The organism is Mesotoga sp. Brook.08.105.5.1 (assembly GCF_002752635.1).
Lineage (GTDB): Bacteria > Thermotogota > Thermotogae > Petrotogales > Kosmotogaceae > Mesotoga.
This window is the reverse complement of the sequence record NZ_AYTW01000018.1, coordinates 1-20,440: the sequence shown is the minus strand read 5'-3', so window position 1 is coordinate 20,440 and position 20,440 is coordinate 1. Positions and strand designations below refer to the sequence as shown.

Here is a 20,440-nt window from a genome sequence, read left to right as displayed (position 1 = left end):
CAGGCTCGCCCGCGCTGGTGATTACATCGAAACCGTTTTCTCGCAGCCCTTCGACTAAGTTCAGGTGAACGGTGAGAGTGCCATCGTCCTCTACCGCCGATTTTACCTCCTTCTTAACGATAATACCTGAGAAGCACGAAAACAATCTGGTCCCAAGTTGTCACTTGAAAGGATTGCTTATCACTTAATCTTTGAGAGCGTGTTTTATAATGATCAGAGTTTCCTGACCTCGTGTTCCCTGAGGATATGCTCCTTCCCGTTTAGTTTTATCATTGTAACGTGCGAAAAGGGATTCAAAAGAATTGTCTGCGATCCATCCTTAATGATCCTCCCCGATTGCTCCACTCTCTTCTCTACCCCTGCTTCGACAAGCAGTCTTTCAAGAAACTCGGTGTCCGGGATAGAGCTTAAGTAGTACTTGTTTTCACGCTTTATTAGGGCTGAACTGCCCTTATATGGGCCGTCCAAGTAAACTCCCAGTATCTCGCAGTCATCCGCAGGGAGGATTCTTTCAGCAACATAAGAGCAGGAGAAAATCTGGCCAGCGAAAGATATGCTCACAGTCTCTTCTATACCACCTGCATCAATGACCCTTATACCAATAAGTTCGTTAAGAAAGCTGTCTTTGCTTTTCTTTATGAAGTTGTGACAATCTTTTTGGTCACTCATAGCAGTGAAGAAGACTCTCCCCTTGAATATCTTCAGCTGGTCGACAAAACTGCTTTCAAGCTTGAAACTCGAAGGAACGAAAGCAAATGAATACCCGTCCAAAGAGTCACCTGGAAAAACGAAATCAACGTTGTAACCGAGACTCCTGATTGCCTTGTAAACTGGCAAAATCGCATCGAGCAAGAGATCAAATCTATTGTTAAGATTGTCTGTCTCGTTTATCCAGAAATTCTCATAATCAATGTAAACAGCCGCTTCTCTCTGCGGAACGACCACGCTCCAGTCTGCCAGTCCGGCTATTACTTCTGAAAAGGCTTTTGCGCGTTCAGTTGGATCGCCGTCATAGTCGATTAGGCCTGTGTGAAACTGCTCCGAACCGAACGGCAATTGCCTGAACCTGAAAATCAGTGAACCAAATGCTCCATGGGCGAAAGACTGCTTCACCCAAAAAGAAAGCTGATCAGCACTGTGCCAAGTGTTCACGGAACGCCAATTTACCCTTCCGGGTTGCTGCTCCATTACGAGAAAAGGCTTCTTCTTGAGAGAACGCATTAGGTCATGGTTAAGCGCCTGGAGATCCGGATCATAATCCTCCGCTATGTAATTGTCCCAAGATACGAAGTCGATGGAATCTGAAAGCTTCTTATAGTCGATCTCTGTGAAATTGACCATAAGATTGTGAGTTATTGGAGCCTCGCTCTTTGGCTCAATGATCTCTCTCTGCAGATTATGGTAATTAATCGCAGAGTCAGAAGAAAACCTCCTATAATCTAGTACCAACGAAGGATTTGGAGATGTAAGGGTTCTTCTGGGCGGGTCTATCTCTTCCCATTTATTGAATGTCTGACTCCAGAAGACTGTCCCCCAGGCTCTGTTGAGGTTCTCGATGGAACCATACTTTCTCTTAAGCCAATGTCTGAATGAAGTGGCACAGTTCTCGCAGTAGCAGACCGTGGAATTATGACATCCGTATTCGTTATCGATTTGCCATGCGACTATCCTGGGGTCTCTACCAAAGTGGTCTGCAAAAGCCTCAACAATCCTTGCCGTTTCCTTGCGATAGATGGTCGAGTTGAAACAGTAATGCCTGCGACTGCCGCTTGCGATCAACAATCCGTTGACATCCCTCTGAAGTATCTCGGGAAACTCCTTTATCAGCCAGGGTGGAGGCGTGCAGGTGGGAGTCCCCATTATAACTTTTATCCCTTCTGAATCGAGAAGATCAATAACTTCGTCAAGGACAGAAAAGTCTATTTTGCCTCGTTCCCTTTCGATTATGCTCCAGGAGAACTCTCCTATACGTACCACGTTCATTCCCATTTCCCTCATCACTTTTACATCTTCTTTCCAGCGCTCGCGAGGCCAGTGCTCTGGATAATAAGCCGCTCCAAACCATTTCATCCTTTAACACTCCCAACTGTAAGTCCTTCTATGAAGTACCTCTGGAAAAGAAGAAAAACTACCAGAGGAACAACTGCTGCAATTATAGACCCTGCAGCCATCACATTCCAGCTCGTAACCCACTGACCTTGAAGATTGACAAGACCCAAGGTTACAGGCTTAAATCTATCACTTTGTATAAGTATCAGAGACCAAAGATAATCGTTCCAGATCCATGTAAACTCGAGAATTCCCAGAGCTGCCATAGCAGGTACCACGAGAGGCAAGACAATTCTTCTGTAGATCAAGAAGTGACCCGCTCCGTCAATCATCGCGGCGTCGAATATGCTTTCAGGTATTGTCTTCATGAAGTTTCTCAGGAAGAACGTGCAGAACCCAAGCTGAAACGCAATATGAAAGAGAATTACACCGATATAGCTATCGTAGATTCCGAAAGACATCGACATACGATACACGGGTATCAAAAGCATCTGAAAAGGAATCAACATACCGCCGACAAAGATCATCAAGATAGTTTTGGAAAGCTTGAAATCGTACCATGCCAGCGCGAATGCGCCCAGACTAGAAAGGAATAGAGCGCCAAGAACTGAAGGCACGGTAATTATGAATGTATTCAGGAAATACCTACCCATATTCGCGTCATTCCAGGCAGTTGCATAGTTCTCAAGCCGAACTTCTTTTGGCGGTTCCCACCATCTTCTTCCTAACATGAGTTCATCCATGCTCTTCAATGAAGTAAAAGCAGTTATGACAAAAGGCATTAGCCAGACAAGAACGAGGAGGGTGGCGAATATGTAGAAAAGGGTCCTCTTCATTCGTTTTCGACCTCCCTTTTCAACACGTTCCGCATATAAACCACTATGAACACCAGGGTGATAAGGAACTGGACAGTAGCAATAGATGATCCATAGCCCATCCTGTAATTGTTGAATGTCTTAATATACATGTAATTTGCCATGACAGACGAAGAATAGAAGGGCCCTCCGCGAGTCAGAACATAGACGATATCGAAGGCTCTGAGCGAATCGATAACGCTTACTGTGACAGCCACTATGGTTGCAGGCTTAAGCATCGGAAGCACGACGTTCCAGAATCTCTTCCAAGGACCAGCGCCATCGACCGTGGCAGCTTCGACCAGTTCCTTCGGAACACCCTTAAGCCCGGCAAGAAAGAGAACCATAGCATAAGAAATCTGCCTCCAAGACGCTGCCATTATCAATGAGTAAGTTACTATGGAGGGATCGCTCAACCATGAAACACCTTTGAATCCGAGCAAGGCCAAAAAACTGTTCAAAACGCCGCTTCTTGGTTCGAGAATCCAGGACCAGATTTGTCCAATCACAACGAACGAAAGTGTCATAGGGAGGTAGATCAGTGTCTTGTACACCTTATTTCCTCTAAAGCCTTGGTCGAGCAAAATAGCAATTCCGAGCCCGGCAGGTACGCATATCAAAGCAAATCCAATCAGCCACTTAATGTTGTTTACTAGGGAAACAATGAAATATGGGTCCCTGAACAACTCTCTGAAGTTGTCCAGGCCAATTATTTCCATAGACATTGAGACCCCGTCCCAGTTGGTAAAACTGAGAAGAAGCGTACTGATCAAGGGATAAATGACCCATATAGAATACATTGTGAGAGGAAGGGCTAAAAAAGCCCAAGGAACCCATCTTCTGCTTTTCATTGTTTCCTCCAAACCAAGGTAATCTTTGCTCATATCCTTCTCTTGAAGCCTATTATCCAACTTACGATTCCCAATGCGTGTCCTCTCTGTTTCAAGACCCTACTTTCCATGTTTCCCCCGCAACTGAGTCCTGTCTGCTTGCGTGACTGTGCAGTTAAGCAAAGAGAAGTGCTCAGAGAAACACCTAGATGTCTTGAAGTCAAGATCTAGTAACTTTTCTGATCTCTTGACAGTAGCTAAGTCGTTTTCACAAGCACCACTGTCCGCCAGCCCTAAGTACAGATCAAGACAACATTATCTGATGCCACTGACAGCATGCGAATAATCATGTCAGTTTTCAAGAACGATGACGTACTTCCTGACTTATCGTAAATAATAAGGACATGAAGGGCGGCTCTTCACAAACCGCCCTTCATGTAATTCTTACTTGTAGATTCTGTTTCGTTCGTTTTCGAGATTCTTCAGGATTGTGTCGAGTCTGGAAGGGAAGGTCATGAACTCAACAAAGCCATTCATTCCGGCATTAGCCATCTCTGGATCGGTATCTCGATCATAGAACTGCATTACTCCATCAGATGAAAGTATCATTTCCAGGCCTTTCTTGGAATGGTCGTCCGGCGCAGGAACATGCTTGTTTGCAGCTAGTCTTCCCAGTTCTGTAGCAAAGTATTCTTGCGCTTCCTTCGAAGCGATAAATTTGAGGAATGTCTTTCCTGCTTCTTTGTTCTTGGCATTGGCTGGCATCATGAAGCCATCGATTGGTGTATCCTCAAACAAGCCGATATTTCCGTCAATTACAGGGAACCTGAAGAAGTCAAGATCCTCCTTCACGCCGGCTGGAGCAACATCCTTTATGAACTGTCCCATCAGATACATACCTGCTTCACCGGTGAAAAGATAGTTGGCAGCTTCCTGCCATGTGTAGGACGTTGCATCCTTTATGAAATACCCATTATCTACAAGCTGTTTCCAGTATGCAAAAACCGCCTTCATTCCGTCATCCGTATATGGGATTTCTCCATTTGTGAGCTTAAGTGCGTATTCGATTCCGTTTACTCTCATGTTTAGATAATCAAAGACCCCTGCTGCAGTCCAGAGATACTTTGTTCCTATAGTTATCGGGATCATGTTGTTTGTCTTGAGAGTCTCGCAAACGTCAAGGAATTGCTTCCAAGTGACAGGTACGGTAATTCCAAGTTCTTCGAAAACAGATTTCCTATAATACACACCCCACCAGTACCACGATTGCGGCAGAAAGTAGATCTCGTCTTCGTAGCTGGAAGCGCTCACAAATGCCTTTGGAAAATCTGCTTCAAAGCCATCTTCAAAGATATCACCAATTGGTTCGAGGAGATCCTTGCTGGCGAAGTATCTCATTCTCTCACCTGCAAACCAAGTTACAACGTCTGGTGGATTGGATGAAGTAAGCCACGTTCTGAGGAGAACTTTGAAGTCTTCATGAGCAAATGTGTTGACAGTCACTTCATAGTCTGGGTACATAGACTCAAACTGTTCTACCAGTTCCTCAAATACCCTCTTCGGTTCCGGGTCTGACATGTAGGAATTAACAACGAGTTTCTGGACTCCCAAACCAACCAAAGCAATTGAAACAAAAAGAACAGCCAATAAGACTCTTTTCATTTCGCCACCTCCTATTTATGCGCTCTTGCGCAGTATGAATTCCGGGGTGAAAACTCTTTTTCTAACATCTTCACTCAGTATTGTTTTGAAGGCTTCCTCCACCATGCTGCGAATCGGAATTCTTAAAGTTGTTATGCCTGCTATTTCTGCCATATACACATCGTCATATCCAATTACTTTGACGTCTTTTCCGACTTCAGCTCCTCTTTCCTCTATAGCCCTAATGACACCCATTGCCATCATGTCGTTGTAGCAGAAAAAGGCTTCGGGAAGCTTGGGCAGTTCCTTCACTGTTCCGTAAGAAGCTTTCCAATCAACTTCAAGATACAACACTCTCTCTTGTCGTACGTCTCCAAAGCCCCTCAAAAAACCCTCCATTCTGCCTCTAGTAGTGAACTTTCTCGGATTCCCCATGATCAACACGACATCACTGATTCCGGCACTCCTGAGATAGGAGCCCGCCTTTGCAGCACCGGCGATCTCATCGATAGAGACCTCGGAAATCAAATCATGCTCAAAATGAACTCCAAAGGACACCACATCAGTTCCCGAACTGATTACATCTATAAGATGAGAACTCTCATATCCTTCAGGAGCAACTACAATGGCGTCAACCTTGATATCGAGAAGAGACTTCAATGCCTTCTTCTCCTGGTCAAGTCTCTTGCTCGTGTCCGACACAATGACTGCCATGTTATTCTCTTCTGCAAGGTCCTCGAGGTCCCCAACTACCTGCGAATAAAAGGGGTTTCTAATATCGGAGACCACAATCCCGATTCTCCCAGTTTTTCCACCCCTGAGAATTCGCGCATCTTTGTGAGGCTCGTACCCAAGCTCCTGTATTGCACTTAGTACTTTGGACTTTGTTTCATCGCTCACTGAATCCCTAGAGTTAATCACTCTAGATACAGTCATCATTGATGTGCCCGCCTTCTGTGCTACTTCTCGTAAGGTGGCTCTCTTCACTACTTACCCTCCTTGATCGTGTTAACGTTAACAGTTAACGTTAACATTATACATTCTGTTATCCAACTCGAAAAACGTGGAAATCTCTCCTCAAAACCAAAGAGGGGCACTCTAGATCGAATATCTGCAAAATGCTCAGTTAGACGCAAAAGAACGATGCAGGGTTAGGTGAGCAAGAGGTGAGTCAAGTTCTTGCGCAGTTACCATAACTAGGTTTCATACGCAGAGAGAAGCTGACCTTAAGAGAAAAAGAGAGCGAAGATGTCGTTTGCCGTGAATCCAACGAAACATAAATACTACCTACTTCTTTTATTCGAAGCGACACACTGTACTATGAAAGATACGTTCTTCTCTGGTCACTGAACGCTGTGAGATGCTCTTCTCTGTTGACCGTCCCAGATCATAAACCCGTTCACCGAAAAGGTCAATCGAGAAAGAGCGCTTTCGAGAGGATCGCTGCGCTCACGAGAAGAGAGAAGAACCAGTCACTGGTGAAAGAAGACGCAATGCCGCATTCGGCGGGACGCAAGGCGCCGAAGAACATCGACGGACGCAAGGCTGGCAAAGACCACGCCAGGTCGCAATGCTGCCTTCGGCAGGAGACGATTATTAAGCCTGTCTGTTCGCACAGACCAGTTTCGGCTTTGCGAGACCAATAAGAAGCATCGAGAAAGAGCTGTTAGAGACGGTCGCTGCGCTCACGAGAGAACCGAGATCCTGACCGGTATCATGTCAGAATCACATAAGAAAACGGCTGTCATCCCGATATGCAACTGATCGGGATCTCGAGTCATAGATCCGCTGCGCGCTCAACAACGAAGACCCGCTGTTCGCTGGAAAGAACCGCTGAACGCTTAAGAGCAGAAAACTCGTTGTACGCTGTGAAAAGCCAAGACCCTAGTCACGCCTTTACCGATCTTTTCATTCTTGTCGGAGAACGGCGAACCGATAACGGATAACCGTTTCTTATTCAACTCGCAACTTGTCTCTTGCAACTGTTTTAAAGAACGAGATTCTGGCCAGGTTCACGCCAGAATGACTGAAAGTCAGAAAAAACTTTCATCGCCGTAGAGCTCGTAGAGCTCCTAGTAAGAGAGGTTCTTGGTTGTTGTAAGAGCAAGAAAAGAAGCACCAAATTCGTTTCGCCCGAAATTCTTCCCCCTCATGTCATCCCGTAGAGCCCGCCCTGAAAGCCTGCCCCAATATGCCCCTTTGGGGGTTCCTGTTCAGGGATTCTGTGGGGTCTCATCTCGCGCGTATCGCGCGCGCTCTATAGAGGCGACAGGAATGAGGTTAGAGGTAAGAAGATCAAGATCTCTTCGCTCTTCGAACCTCTTTCCTCTGGCCTCTTACATCCCCTCTGACCAAGAACCTGGACGCACAGCGTCGGAACTAAGAACTGCTCTTTTTTCGCTTTTCCAAGGACGGGTCCATGCTCTTGGACGAAGTACGAGGGACGGTTCTTCCCGCGCTTTCAGCTCTTGCCAGACCCTAGACCCCAACCCCGAGACCCGTTTTGCCTCGGCACGAGAGATCGCGTAGCTGAAAAAACCGCTCATGTTCTCGCAAAGTTTACGAACTTTCTTTCTTTCTTCGTAGACACTGGCCGTTTATTGCAGTACAATATATTTCGCATACGAAATATTCGGACTCTGAGTATTCGGACGCGAAAGTTCTGATAATGTAAGAAGAAGGTGGTTCTGTTGGAAGAAAGCTCAAGAATAGAAGAGATGCTGACAGCGATCAAGCGGATCGTGTCTCTCATAAAGCAGAATTTCGAAAGGGATTTCAAGAAGATGCACGTAACCCAATCCCAGATCCTTGTTATGAGAGTGCTCAACCAATACGGCGATATGAAGATGAGCGATATAAGCAGGGAGCTAGATCTCTCAAACAGCACGGTGTCGGGGATAATCGACAGACTCGTCGAAAAGAAGATCGTCAAAAGAAAGAGAAGCGAAGAGGACAGGCGAATAGTTATGATAAGTCTTGCGGAAGAGTATTGCAAACCCGTGAAGAAACAGCTCAATGCCTTTGCCCTTAAGATGAGAAGGACATTGTCTACGGCAACTGAAGAAGACCTTGATTCTATCATGCAAGGGCTTGAGAAGCTGGAGAGGATACTCGAAGAATCGCAAGAATCCGAAGAAAGAGGACTAAGCTGATGCTCAAACTTATAAGATACCTTAAACCCTATACTGTCTTCATCATCGTTGCGGTGGCGCTGCTCTTTGTTCAGGCAATGGCAGAATTGGCCCTTCCAGATTACATGTCGAATATCGTAAACGTCGGTATTCAGCAGGGCGGTATCGAAGACGCTATTCCTGAGGCCATAAGCAAAGAGGCCTTCGATAATGTCTCGCTTTTCATGAGCGGAGAAGAGAGGCAACAAGTCCTGAGCTACTACGATCTTATAAACAAAGACTCGGCGACTTATGAAGAAAACCTCAAGAAGTACCCTTTGCTGGAGAGCAAAGATGTTTACGTCCTGAAAAGTGAAGAGATTGAAGACCGACAGGCTCTCAATCTGCTCTTCGGCAAAGCCCTCATGGCGTATTCTGGAATCAAGAACGGCATGACCGGGGCAGCTGGGACCTTTTCGCCCCCGGACGGCTTCAACATCCCCGAAGGTGCAAACGTCTTCCTGCTGCTGCGGCTCATGCCGGAGGCCCAGAGGCTCGAAATGCTAAGTCAGGTTGACAGCATGGTCGAAGTCATGGGTGAAAACATCGTCAACCAGTCGGGTGCACTTTCCGTGAAGGAAATCTACGAGGAGCTTGGCGTGGACACCGAAAAGTTGCAGAGCGGCTATGTGCTCCGCACCGGTTTAGTCATGGTTCTCGTGACCTTGCTTAGCGCGCTGAGTACCATCATGGTCGCCTTCATCGCCTCGAAGATAGCTGCCGCCTCGGCGAGATCGATGAGAAGAGACGTTTTCGAGAAAGTCGAAAACTTCTCGAACTCTGAATTTGCAAGATTCTCTACGGCTTCGCTCATAACTAGAACGACAAATGATATTACCCAGATACAGCTCGTGATTGTTCTCATAATTAGAATGGCATTCTACGCCCCAATCATTGGTGTCGGAGGAGTCATGAGGGCTCTCGAGAAGAGCACCTCCATGTCCTGGATCATAGCGCTCGCCGTCATCATAATGCTAGGCCTTGTGGGAATCGTGTTCGTCATAGCCCTTCCAAAATTCAAGAAGATGCAGAAGCTTATCGATAGGCTGAATCTCGTTACAAGGGAACACCTCTCCGGCCTCATGGTCGTCAGAGCCTTCAACACCCAGAAGTTTGAAGAAGAGAGATTCGACTCCGCGAACAAGGACTTCACAAGAACCAACCTATTCGTAAACCGGGTGATGGTAGTGATGATGCCGGCGATGATGTTTGTTATGAACGGGACCATGCTCCTCATCGTCTGGGTGGGCGCGCACCAGATAGAGGCTTCGACGATGCAGGTTGGAGACATGATGGCCTATATACAATACGCCATGTTGATCATCTTCGCCTTCCTCATGTTGACGATGATGTTCATCATGATCCCAAGGGCCTCCGTTTCGGCAGGTAGAGTCTCTGAAATCCTAGAGGTTGATCCCCAGATAAAAGACCCCAAGAACCCGAAGAAATTCGGCAGTGATTTCAAGGGAACTGTCGAGTTCAAAAACGTCTGCTACCGTTTCCCGGGAGCCGAGAAAAATATCCTGAACGACATAAGCTTCACAGCCCTTCCCGGACAGACGACGGCGATTATAGGCTCGACCGGCTCGGGAAAGTCGACTTTGCTGAACATGATACCGAGGTTCTACGATGTCTGCGGCGGCCAGGTGCTTGTTGACGGAATAGACATCCGGGAAGTGAACCAGCATGAACTGAGAGAAAAGATAGGCTACGTCCCCCAGAAGGGTGTACTCTTCAGCGGAACCATAGAATCCAACCTGAGATATGCCAATGAGACGGCCTCTGAAGAAGAAATTGAAAGGGCTGTCGAAATCGCCCAGGCCGACGAATTCATAACCGCGAGAGAAGAAGGATATGACGCAGCCATTTCCCAGGGTGGCGCGAACGTATCTGGAGGGCAGAAGCAGAGGCTTTCCATAGCTAGGGCGCTGCTGAAGAAACCGAAAATACTCCTCTTCGATGACAGCTTCTCTGCACTTGACTTCAAGACAGACGCTGCGCTGAGAAGAAGACTGAAGCAGGAAACGGGAGATAGCACGATGATAATAGTCGGCCAGAGAATTGCGACGATAAAAAACGCCGATCAGATACTTGTTCTTGACGAGGGCAACCTTGTTGGAATCGGCAAGCACCGCGAACTGATGAAAAGCTGTCAGATATACAGAGAGATCGCACAATCACAGCTTTCAGAGGCAGAATTAGCATGAGTAGTGATAACAGAGAAAAGGGTAGAGGTCATCGAGGTCGCGGCGGAGGTCCGATGGGCCCCGGCATGATGCGTGCGGGAGAGAAAGCCAAAGACTTCAGAGGAACGCTGAAAAAACTCGTTCAATACCTTAAGAAGTACCAGATCCTGATAATCATAGTGTTCTGTTTCGCAGCGGCCGGCGCTCTTTTCTCCATCATGGGGCCAAAGATACTCGGCACGGTGACAACGGAAGTCTTCGAAGGAATAATGGCCAAGATCACCGGAACTGGCGAAGGAATAAACTTCGACTCGATAGCTAGAACCATGTTTATTCTTCTCGGACTGTACGCACTTAGCGCTCTGTTTATGTATATCCAGGGATGGATAATGTCGGGCATATCTGCGAAGGTCACATACAAATTCAGGGAGGAAATCTCCCATAAGATAAACAGGCTTCCCCTCAAATACTTCGACAAGAGCTCCCAGGGAGATGTCCTGTCAAGGGTAACCAACGACGTCGACACCATAAGCAGAACGCTAAACCAGAGTTTGAGCCAGATCATAACGTCCATCACGACAGTAGTCGGGGTCACCATAATGATGTTCACGATAAGCTGGCAGCTCACGCTGATAGCCTTGCTAATACTGCCTGTCTCGATGGGACTCATCGCCTTTGTGGTTAAGCTGTCTCAGAGATACTTCAAGAAGCAGCAAGAGTATCTCGGAAAGGTAAACGGCCACGTAGAGGAGATGTACGGTGGTCACGTCGTCGTAAAGGCCTTCAACGGAGAAGAGAAAAGCATAGAAACCTTCGACAAACTGAACGCTGAACTGTACGACTCCGCCTGGAAATCCCAGTTTCTCTCCGGTATGATGATGCCTATCATGACCTTTGTGGGCAATCTCGGATACGTCCTCATAACCATAATGGGTGGCTGGTTTGCCGTCAGAAATATGATCACGGTCGGTGACATCCAGGCCTTCATACAGTATGTGAGGTCGTTCACTCAGCCTATCGCTCAGATCGCCAATATCATGAACGTCTTCCAGCAGACGGCTGCGGCAGCAGAGAGAGTCTTTGAATTTCTGGAAGAGGAAGAGGAAATACCAGAGACAACGAACCCCGTCAAAGGGGTTGATCATCACGGCCACGTTGAGTTCAGAAATGTCAGATTCGGATACGTCCCGGAAAAGACAATCATAAAAAACTTCTCCTGCGAGGTAGACAAGGGACACAATATAGCCATCGTCGGACCCACGGGAGCGGGAAAAACGACAATCGTCAAACTCCTGATGCGCTTTTACGATGTCACCTCCGGAGAAATACTCCTGGACGGCCACAACATAAAAGACTACACCCGGCACGACCTGAGAGAAAACTTTGGAATGGTGCTCCAGGACACCTGGCTCTACAACGCCAGCATCTGGGACAACATAAAATACGGAAGGCTTGACGCAACAGATGAAGAAGTACTGGCAGCGGCTAAGGCTGCTCATGTCGAGTCATTCATTCACACCCTCCCCGAAGGCTACAACCTCGTGCTGAACGAAGAGCAGAGCAACATCTCGCAAGGCCAGAAGCAGCTGATAACGATAGCCCGGGCAATCCTGGCAGATCCAAAGGTCCTCATACTCGACGAAGCAACAAGTTCAGTCGACACAAGAACGGAAGCCCTGATACAGCAAGCCATGAAAAACCTTATGAAAAACAGGACAAGCTTCATGATTGCCCACAGACTATCAACAATAAGAGATGCCGACCTCATACTCGTCATGAACGAAGGCGACATCGTCGAACAGGGAACCCACAAAGAACTTCTTGCACGTGGTGGGTTCTACGCCGAGCTTTACACCAGTCAGTTCGAAAGCGACTTTGTAGAGGCTGTATAAGCAAGAGAGAAATAAATCTCAACACTAAACCGATCCGGCGGGCGAAGTAGCCCGCCTTTTTCTATCTCTGACATGTTTCGCTCTCCCGAACTATAAACACTGTCATCCGTAGTGTTCGTGTACGAAATCTCGCCCTGAAGATCCGCTGCACGCTTAAAAACGGTGAACCCGCTGATCGCTGGAAGAGCCACTGTACGCTTTGATGAGAAGTCCTCCGTCAGCCGTCCAAGAGCAAGGACCCGTCCTCCGATAAGATCAATCGAGAAAGAGCAATGTCGAGCCGTTCGCTTCGCTCACGAGAAGACGAGAACTCTCCCCTCTGTCTCTTTCTCTCTCTTTATCTCGTACCTTCCCGCTCTTATGAAACAAGAACAAAGCTCCTAGCTCCTGAACGAGGAACTTGGGCGCAACGCGCCGGAACGATCTTTTGATACTATCGGAGAACGGCGAACCGATAACTGATAACCGTTTCTTATTCAACTCGCAACTTGTCACTTGCAACTGTTTCAAAGATCGAGATCCTGGCCTGGACCACGAGGATGACTTGAAGTAAGAAAAGACAGTCATCCCGTAGAGTCTGTTCTGAAAACTGCCTGTTCAGGCATTCTGTTTCAGGCACCCATTCAGATCTCCTATGCGGATCTCCCTTCTCTTTGCTATTCATAGTTTTGAATGGTTTCTCTCGAAGCGGAGCTTCATCTCAAACTCAAAGCGTCTTCTCGCTCTCCGGCTCCGGTCTTCTCGGATAAGGCACCCCCGAAAGAGGATAACCGTTCTTTTAATTCTTGCAACTTGCACCTTGGAACTTGCAACTGCTCTCTCCCTTCGGAGAACGGTGGACCGTTGACCTTTCTTCCTGCTGCTTTGCTCTACCCAGCGTACGGCCTTCAGCGTCTCTTTGATCTTCCCAGCGGGTCCATGGTCTACCCAGCGTTCAGCGCTCAGCGTCTCTTTGATCTTCGCCAGCCTTTCGTCCTGCGTAAGCAGACTAACGCTTTTTGCCTCCTGGCGCGTAAGCGTCAGCATCACTTTCGCCGGTGATCTTTCGGCGCATCACTTCCTGTGCAGCAGCATCACTTACCGACGAAGTCGGCCTCGCCTCGTAACGCTTTTCCAAGGACGGGTCCATGCTCTTGGACGTTGGACGACGGACGTCTCTCAATGCCCTTACGAGACCCGAGACCCAATACCCGAGATCCGGTTCGTACCAGGAACTTGGACACGAAGTGTCGGAACGAAGAACTTTTTGTGCAAAGCACCAGAATAATGAACTTCTCTCTTTGCGAAGAACCTGGACGCACAGCGTCTGAACTAAGAACTGCTTTTCTCCCGCTCTTCCAAGGACGGGTCCATGCTCCAGATGCATGTTGCAGAAATAGGGCATAGAGATTGTCAGACATCGGTCTTCTCGATGGACGGTGGACCGATGACCGACAACGTTGTTTTGAGCAGCAAGCAGCGTTTTTTCAAGCGGGCCTTTCAGCGCTCAGCGCGTTCTTGTTGTTAGTGTATAGCGCTTCTTACATGCGACATCCCATGCAGGTACCCTGAACAGGCGCATACATCAGGGCAGGCTCTACGAGATGGCGGTTGTGAGAGATCTCCACAGCAGGAGGTTTACAGGGAAGTTGGAAGGTTTGTGAAGCTTGAAATGATAGAATTGATTTGGTGAAGTATATGGCTCTAAACTTGCGGAATACATGTTTCTGGGATGTAAATGTTAGAGAACTTGATAAGGAGAAGGACAAGTTCTTCATCATCTCCAGGGTTCTGGAGTACGGAACGATGGAGGATGTTGTCAATCTTCTCTCTGAATATGACTCAGCCGAGATCGCGGGGGTAGTTAGAAGAAGCAGAATAATCGGCAGGGCGACCGCAAATTTCTGGAGCCTTATTCTGAATATTCCTAGATCGGAGATAATTAGATGCTTAGAAGCGGAAAACTCTCATCAAAGACGCTGAATCTTCTAAATATTCTTGAGAGTAAACTCACTGATTTTTATCTTGCAGGGGGCACGGCTCTGGCGATGTACTATGAACACCGTGTGAGTTTCGATCTGGATTTCTTTACAGCTCAGCCTTATTGGCCAGAAGTATTGCTGGAGTATTTGAAGCAGTTTGGTGTTTTGGTGGAGAAAGTAAGGGTTCAGACAGGGACCCTTGAAGCTGAAATTGACGGTGTTCGAGCAAGCTTTTTTGAATACCATTATGCACTAATTGAACCTTTCAACAAGTATGGGTCTCTGGATGTGGCTTCGGTAATCGATATCGCCGCCATGAAGCTTAGCGCTATCGCCGCAAGAGCAGAGAAAAAGGACTACTTTGATCTCGCAGAAATCCTGAAGAGAGAGTCTTCGGAAAGAGTTCTTCAAGCTTTTGTCAAGAAGTATGGTAGAGAAGTCGATCTGTACCATATAGTAAGGGCTGTAGCCTTTTTCAATGATGTAGAGGACTCCCCAGATCCATTAGGAGCAGTCCTTACCTGGAAAGAAGTCAAGCAATCTCTGAAAGTAAAAAGCAAAGAGCTATTCGATGTAGCGAAGAGCTTAGTTAGACTTGATCATAATTAAGTAAAGGCTTCTTCGCAATTTTTGCATATTTTCAGATCCTGAATGGTATCGCCTCACGGAGATTCTATAGAACTTGCCAATTGCGTTTGGAACAAGACAATGAGGGTCGTCGGCTGATAACCTCATTATAATGGATGTTCAGGAAGCCTCCCAATATAACTGTGGATGTTCAGGAAGCCCTTCACCTTGTCATCCAGTAGAGCCTGCCCCAATATGCTTCTGTTTGGGGTTCCTGTTCAGGGATTCTGAGGGGTCTCATCTGGCCCGTATCGCGCGCTCTCTAAACCCTATAGAGGCGACAGGAATGAGGTTAGAGGTAAGAAGATCAAGATCTTCCCGCTCTTCCAACCTCTTCCCTCTGCCTCTTACATCCCCTCAGACCAAGAACCTGGGCGCACAGCGTCGGATGAACGTCTCATTCAGGGGTGCTTTGGTTCAGCTCAACAGGATAGACGAAAAGGAATCAGAGAAAGATATTCAGAAGCTTTTTCTTCTTTTCAAGAATGGGTTCTCGTGCATTGAATAATAGATAAGACTGGAGTTTGCCAGGTGGGATGATCTACATCTGACCTGCCGAATTGAGCTTTCACCGCAGTTTTATCGTGCCGTACTCGGATAGCCATTCGACGGCGTCCCTTAACGATTCCGGGACCTTTCTGGGATTGTGGCCCAATACTTTCGTAGCTTTCTCGTGAGAATATTTGTAGTTTCTGGTGAGTGTGTGTACTGTATAAGGGGTGAAACAGGCTTTGGTCTTCGAGATCATGTAATACAGTGTGCTCAGGGCCGAAAGGACGTAAGCGCTAGTACTTTTCAAGAAGGTGTAGGTTTTCTTTCTACCGGTTATATGGTGCAGCATGTCCGTAAGCTCCTGTATCGTTACGCACTCTCCGCCGAGAATGTAGACCTCGCCAGGCTTTGCCACTTTCGAAGCTGCGATCTCCGAACTCACCACATCGCGGACATCGACGAAGTCGAAAGAGCCATCGATCCCGACTCTCAACTTACCGCTTGCGAAGAGCCTTATCATGTTTCCCATTTCGGAAAGCTTGTAGTCGAAAGGTCCTATGATTCCCGTAGGGCAGAGCACGACTGCGTCCAGACCTTCCCTGGCTGCAGTTAGTACGCTCAGCACGGCCTCGGCCTTGGATTTCCCGTAGACCCCGCTAGTGCGGGCCGGATTGAACGGCACGTTTTCATCTATTGTGCTTCCCGGCTCCAGCTCGGTGAAGGCATGAATAGAGCTTGTATAGATCATCCTTCTCACCCGCTGAACCTTGCACGCGTGAATCACGTTTTCCGTGCCGCCTACGTTGACGCTTCTCACCTGTTTCTTCATGTTGGGCATTATGGATATGAGCGCGGCAAGATGATAGACTGTATCGATTCCTTCACAGGCTCTGACCACAAACTCCCTGTCGCGTATATCGCCATGGAGTATCTCCACTCCCTCCTGCTCGATCATCGAGGTGTCTTCACCGGGCAGAGCAGCAGCCCTCACACTTTCACCGTGGTTGACAAGCTCTCTGACGAGAAGGTTGCCTACATGCCCCGTAGAACCGGTTACTAGTATCATGACTTATCAACTCTGCTCCCTTCATCGGAATTCACGAGTTCTTCGTCTATGACGATCCGAGTGATTCTTTCGAACCCTTCGGTGATTATCGCAAGGTCTTCGGAACCAACTTTCTTTATGAACGTGGAGATCAACTTGGAAAAGTTCGCCAAAAAGCTTTCAAAGAAAGCCTTGCCACGCTCGGTTAGTGTAATCATTATCACCCGTCTATCTTCTTCAGAACGGACACGGGCAAGATAGCCCTTGTTCTCCATATCGTCCACAAGAACGGTGATATTGCTCTTTGTCATCGAGTACTCCTTCGCAAGTGAGGACATGCTCCGGGGCCCTTTGAGCGCAACAAACAAAAGGATATAGAGCTCGATTGTCTTCATCTCTTCGGCCTCTATGGTGAAAGAAAAGAACTTTGTGAAGTTCCTGACCAGATCAAACACAGACTCAAGTATCTTTTCAGGACTTATTCCCTCGCCTTCTGCATTCATTGTGCACCTCCTGTGAAGTAATTATAACAGTCTAAGTAATTAATGGTTTAGATATTTTACTATACATAAACATAACTTTCAAAGAAATCATAGTACAATTCTTTAAAGGGGGCAATCCATATGATTAGCCGAAGGAACTCTATCCTAATAATAACTCTGTTTGCCGTCATCACGATTGTAATGGGGCTCTTCATTCTAAGAGTTGAAATAAACGTTTCAAGCGAATTTCTTCTACCAGAGAAATCTCCTTCGAGAGAAAACATGAGAATGATGGAGAATCTTTTCGGAAGTGAAAAGCAGATTATCATTGTACTTAAGACAGACGGTCTCTTCAAGGAAGACAATTCACTAATGATTTATGATTTCCTGCAAAAGCTCTCTACGATCGAGGGAGTGGTGGGTTACAACTCCTATCAGGATGCGGCAAAGATTAGTTTGATTGGTGGGACAAACGTCCAACCTTATTTCGAGAAAGGGATCCCCAAGGATAACGCTCGCGAGATTCTGCAGAACCCGCTCTATCTCGACAACCTTCTAGACGAGAATGGAGAGGTCGCGCTCATTCCTATAAATGTAACCGAGAGCGTAGATGTCAAAACGATCCTGAAAGTTGCAGGCGAGTCGCTGGAGGGCATGGAGTTCTACGCCAGCGGAGAGCCGATTATCGATGAAGAGCTCTACGGTTCAATACTGTCGCTCTTGGTTGTATATCCCCCAATTCTCTTCGGCCTAATCTGCTTCATCTACTTCCTGAGGCTCGGAAGCATTCGGGCAGCAGTCATCCCTTCGATTCTATCAATCATCGCGGCTGTCTGGGCCTACGGCTTCGGCGTGATGATAGGCTTGGATATCAACATTCTCACCTCAACGGTGGGTCTTTTCATAGTTATAATCTCCTCGTCTTATGGGCTCCATTTCGTAGATCGATACATCACTAACAGAAAGTTTCTGGATAGAAATCTCGCGTTGAAGCGAACCGTACATGAGGAGCTCATCCCCGTCTTCCTATCGGCGCTTACAACGGCAGTCGGCTTTCTAACATTCTTGGTGAGCAGTCTGGAGGCCTTCAGGCAACTGGGAATTATGGTCTCTATCGGTATTATGATGAGTTCGGCGCTCGTTCTCATAGCTCTTCCTGCCGCTCTCTATTTCATCGACCTCCCGGCGGTGAATAGAAGACTGAGGTTCAAGGGTCCGACAGGAGAGAAGGCAAAGAAGATTGAAATGGTTGCACTTATAGCTATAATTGCTTTCGCAGTCGTTTCGCCATTTCTGATTTCCAAAATCGAGCGGAACTTCGACCAATTCGACTATTTCGAGAAGAGTTCCTCAATCGTGAAATCAGCCGAAACCATAAAAGATGAGTTCGGCTGGAACATGCCTTTTTACGTCATTCTTGACAAGAACAGCCTCTACACAGGCGCAGATGCACAAATCATTTCGAACCTCATTTCCGACATTAACATGCTCGAAGAAGTCAGGGGCGTTTCATCCATAATGGATGTTTCCAGTGCTTTCGGAATCCCCCTTCCAATACTCCAGATAGCTGCTCGCAACGGCGATCTGCCCGTGCAGCAATATATGGTCGGCAATTCGCTGCGCTTACTCGTCAAGACTCCAAATACCGACGCAGTAAGCTCCCAGCGTCTCGAAGATGACTTGAAGGAAATTCTAGAGGATTATCAGCAGTATAGTCCTTACGTTGCTTCGCCGCTGTTGATAATCTCCGGGGTGAACAACGAAATATTGCGCAGTCAGGTAAGCACAATCTTATGGGCTCTAGTAGTCATCACCTTGCTCCTCATAGTCGTTTTCAGGTCATTCAAACTGGCTCTAGTGTCTGTCCTTCCGATCGCCTTGTCTGTACTCTTCAACTTCTCTTATATGGCGATATTGGGCATAAAGCTGGAAATCTCTACTGCTATCGTTTCCGGGGTACTTCTCGGAATGACAATAGACTACGCGATTCACCTGATCAACAGATTCATAGAGACCAAAGATATCTACAGGGCAAGACAAGAGGTCAGACCGGCGATACTTTCCAATACAATAGCTCTGGCTGCAGGCTTTTCATCGCTGGTATTTGCGCCTTTAAAGTTGTTCTCAGGACTTGGGTTGCTTCTCGCCATAGGAATGGTCACCGGCGCCATACTCACTCTCACAATCATACCGAAAATTGTCTCCAAATGGAAGATGTCAACGAATTGATTCTTCTTCATAAAATAGCGAGATGAAAGACAGACTGATGACGCAAGCGCCGGTAGCGTAGTAGGTACAAGGTTCCGGTGTGCCAAGATACGCTGAGCGCTGCTGAAGACAACGTTGACCGTCAACGGTCCACCGTCCACCGGAAAGAACAGTTCCAAGTTTCATTTTGTCAGTTGCAAGCAGAAGAAATAGTTGTCCGTTGTTGGTTCACCATTCTTCGGTAACCGAGACCCACCGCCCAGATTGTGACCAAGATCAAGTGAGGATGACAAAGTGAGTAAAATTAAGGGCATGCTTCAACGGTAAGACGCGTCGCCAGCTACTCGTTCTCAGTAGCATCAGATAATTGTGAATGGGTCAGTCGGTTCTTTCCGCCAAACCCCAGACCCTACACTCAATACCCACCCTGGTGATGCTATTGGAGCTGCTTTTTCTCCTTATTCTTCGTAGTCTCGAATATTGTTCTTCTCGAAGCGAAGCTTCATCTCAGACTCCGCATAGTTGAAAGCGGGCAATAGAGGAAAAATGGTTTTTCTCGAAGCGAAGCTTCATCTCAGACTCAAGGCGTCTTCTCGCTCAAAGATCCGCTGTATGCTTAAGAACAAGGACTCGCTGAGCGCTGTTCAAAACAACGTTGTCCGTCAACGGTCCACCGTCCACCGAGAAGACCGTTTCAAGAGACTTAGAGAGTTTCTTGGTTCTTGCTCTACAACTCGCAACTTGTCACTTGCAACTGTTTCAAAAAACGAGATCCTGGCCAGAAGCGCGTCAGGATGACGCGAAGTAACAAAAGACAGTTTCCCGTAGAGGTTGCCCCAAATCCAGTTACCTGGTCATCCCGATATGCAACTGATCAGGATCTGGTCTTAAAACGCTCCAAAGATCGCAATCCTGGCCTGAATCATGAGGATGACGTGAAGTAAGAAAAGACAGTCATCCCGTGATGAACTTGCACGGGGAGTATGTAAAAAAGATTGTGTAA

General features: G+C 47.2%; 13 protein-coding genes. 6 read left to right on the top strand and 7 right to left on the bottom strand.

Annotated elements, in window-relative coordinates:
- Positions 1 to 213: 213 nt before the first annotated feature.
- From V512_RS08240 to V512_RS08220, 5 genes are all read right to left on the bottom strand, one after another.
- Complete coding sequence (locus V512_RS08240) at positions 214 to 2,070, bottom strand: beta-galactosidase (RefSeq protein WP_099830012.1); 1,857 nt, start codon at positions 2,068 to 2,070, stop codon at positions 214 to 216.
- On the bottom strand, positions 2,067 to 2,885 hold the full coding sequence (locus V512_RS08235) for a carbohydrate ABC transporter permease (RefSeq protein ID WP_099830011.1): 819 nt from the start codon (positions 2,883 to 2,885) through the stop codon (positions 2,067 to 2,069). The genes V512_RS08240 and V512_RS08235 overlap by 4 nt, the downstream gene beginning before the upstream one ends.
- Positions 2,882 to 3,754: a sugar ABC transporter permease gene (locus V512_RS08230; RefSeq protein WP_099830045.1), complete on the bottom strand. Its 873-nt coding sequence runs from the start codon at positions 3,752 to 3,754 to the stop codon at positions 2,882 to 2,884. Before V512_RS08230 ends, V512_RS08235 begins: the two co-directional genes overlap by 4 nt.
- Positions 3,755 to 4,177: 423 nt before the next feature.
- Entirely contained in the window at positions 4,178 to 5,395 is a 1,218-nt protein-coding gene (locus tag V512_RS08225; protein WP_099830010.1) for an ABC transporter substrate-binding protein, read from the bottom strand.
- Positions 5,396 to 5,410: 15 nt separating this feature from the next.
- On the bottom strand, positions 5,411 to 6,361 hold the full coding sequence (locus tag V512_RS08220) for a LacI family DNA-binding transcriptional regulator (RefSeq protein WP_099830009.1): 951 nt from the start codon (positions 6,359 to 6,361) through the stop codon (positions 5,411 to 5,413).
- 1,694 nt (positions 6,362 to 8,055) lie between these two features.
- Here V512_RS08220 and V512_RS08215 point away from each other — a divergent pair.
- The 5 genes from V512_RS08215 to V512_RS08180 all read left to right on the top strand — a co-directional run bounded on the left by V512_RS08215 (position 8,056) and on the right by V512_RS08180 (position 15,192).
- Positions 8,056 to 8,526, top strand: coding sequence for a MarR family transcriptional regulator (locus V512_RS08215; protein ID WP_243392329.1), 471 nt, complete (start codon positions 8,056 to 8,058; stop codon positions 8,524 to 8,526).
- Positions 8,526 to 10,751 carry an ABC transporter ATP-binding protein gene (locus tag V512_RS08210; protein ID WP_099830007.1) on the top strand — a complete coding sequence of 742 codons (2,226 nt, stop codon included), beginning with the start codon at positions 8,526 to 8,528 and terminating at the stop codon, positions 10,749 to 10,751. Before V512_RS08215 ends, V512_RS08210 begins: the two co-directional genes overlap by 1 nt.
- Positions 10,748 to 12,622 carry an ABC transporter ATP-binding protein gene (locus tag V512_RS08205; protein ID WP_099830006.1) on the top strand — a complete coding sequence of 625 codons (1,875 nt, stop codon included), beginning with the start codon at positions 10,748 to 10,750 and terminating at the stop codon, positions 12,620 to 12,622. Before V512_RS08210 ends, V512_RS08205 begins: the two co-directional genes overlap by 4 nt.
- Before the next feature lie 1,677 nt (positions 12,623 to 14,299).
- On the top strand, positions 14,300 to 14,584 hold the full coding sequence (locus V512_RS08185; protein ID WP_133117327.1) for a hypothetical protein: 285 nt from the start codon (positions 14,300 to 14,302) through the stop codon (positions 14,582 to 14,584).
- Positions 14,548 to 15,192, top strand: a complete 645-nt coding sequence (locus V512_RS08180) for a nucleotidyl transferase AbiEii/AbiGii toxin family protein (RefSeq protein WP_099830001.1) — start codon at positions 14,548 to 14,550, stop codon at positions 15,190 to 15,192. The genes V512_RS08185 and V512_RS08180 overlap by 37 nt, the downstream gene beginning before the upstream one ends.
- A gap of 586 nt (positions 15,193 to 15,778) precedes the next feature.
- On the opposite strand, the gene V512_RS08170 is transcribed toward V512_RS08180, so the two are convergent.
- Both V512_RS08170 and V512_RS08165 read right to left on the bottom strand, forming a co-directional pair.
- The gene (locus V512_RS08170; RefSeq protein ID WP_099829999.1) at positions 15,779 to 16,768 is read right to left on the bottom strand and encodes an NAD-dependent epimerase/dehydratase family protein; all 990 of its coding nucleotides are present in this window, start codon (positions 16,766 to 16,768) and stop codon (positions 15,779 to 15,781) included.
- The gene (locus tag V512_RS08165; RefSeq protein ID WP_099829998.1) at positions 16,765 to 17,250 is read right to left on the bottom strand and encodes a MarR family transcriptional regulator; all 486 of its coding nucleotides are present in this window, start codon (positions 17,248 to 17,250) and stop codon (positions 16,765 to 16,767) included. Before V512_RS08165 ends, V512_RS08170 begins: the two co-directional genes overlap by 4 nt.
- Before the next feature lie 120 nt (positions 17,251 to 17,370).
- On the opposite strand from V512_RS08165, the gene V512_RS08160 reads away from it, so the two are divergent.
- Entirely contained in the window at positions 17,371 to 19,458 is a 2,088-nt protein-coding gene (locus V512_RS08160) for an MMPL family transporter (RefSeq protein WP_099829997.1), read from the top strand.
- Positions 19,459 to 20,440: the final 982 nt, after the last annotated feature.

What these genes read in the sequence shown, in the direction of transcription:
- V512_RS08240 (WP_099830012.1), bottom strand. Translation starts at nt 2,070, where the DNA reads ATGAAATGGTTTGGAGCGGCTTATTATCCAGAGCACTGGCCTCGCGAG.
- V512_RS08235 (WP_099830011.1), bottom strand. Translation starts at nt 2,885, where the DNA reads ATGAAGAGGACCCTTTTCTACATATTCGCCACCCTCCTCGTTCTTGTC.
- V512_RS08230 (WP_099830045.1), bottom strand. Translation starts at nt 3,754, where the DNA reads ATGAAAAGCAGAAGATGGGTTCCTTGGGCTTTTTTAGCCCTTCCTCTC.
- V512_RS08225 (WP_099830010.1), bottom strand. Translation starts at nt 5,395, where the DNA reads ATGAAAAGAGTCTTATTGGCTGTTCTTTTTGTTTCAATTGCTTTGGTT.
- V512_RS08210 (WP_099830007.1), top strand. Translation starts at nt 8,526, where the DNA reads ATGCTCAAACTTATAAGATACCTTAAACCCTATACTGTCTTCATCATC.
- V512_RS08205 (WP_099830006.1), top strand. Translation starts at nt 10,748, where the DNA reads ATGAGTAGTGATAACAGAGAAAAGGGTAGAGGTCATCGAGGTCGCGGC.
- V512_RS08185 (WP_133117327.1), top strand. Translation starts at nt 14,300, where the DNA reads ATGGCTCTAAACTTGCGGAATACATGTTTCTGGGATGTAAATGTTAGA.
- V512_RS08180 (WP_099830001.1), top strand. Translation starts at nt 14,548, where the DNA reads ATGCTTAGAAGCGGAAAACTCTCATCAAAGACGCTGAATCTTCTAAAT.
- V512_RS08170 (WP_099829999.1), bottom strand. Translation starts at nt 16,768, where the DNA reads ATGATACTAGTAACCGGTTCTACGGGGCATGTAGGCAACCTTCTCGTC.
- V512_RS08165 (WP_099829998.1), bottom strand. Translation starts at nt 17,250, where the DNA reads ATGAATGCAGAAGGCGAGGGAATAAGTCCTGAAAAGATACTTGAGTCT.
- V512_RS08160 (WP_099829997.1), top strand. Translation starts at nt 17,371, where the DNA reads ATGATTAGCCGAAGGAACTCTATCCTAATAATAACTCTGTTTGCCGTC.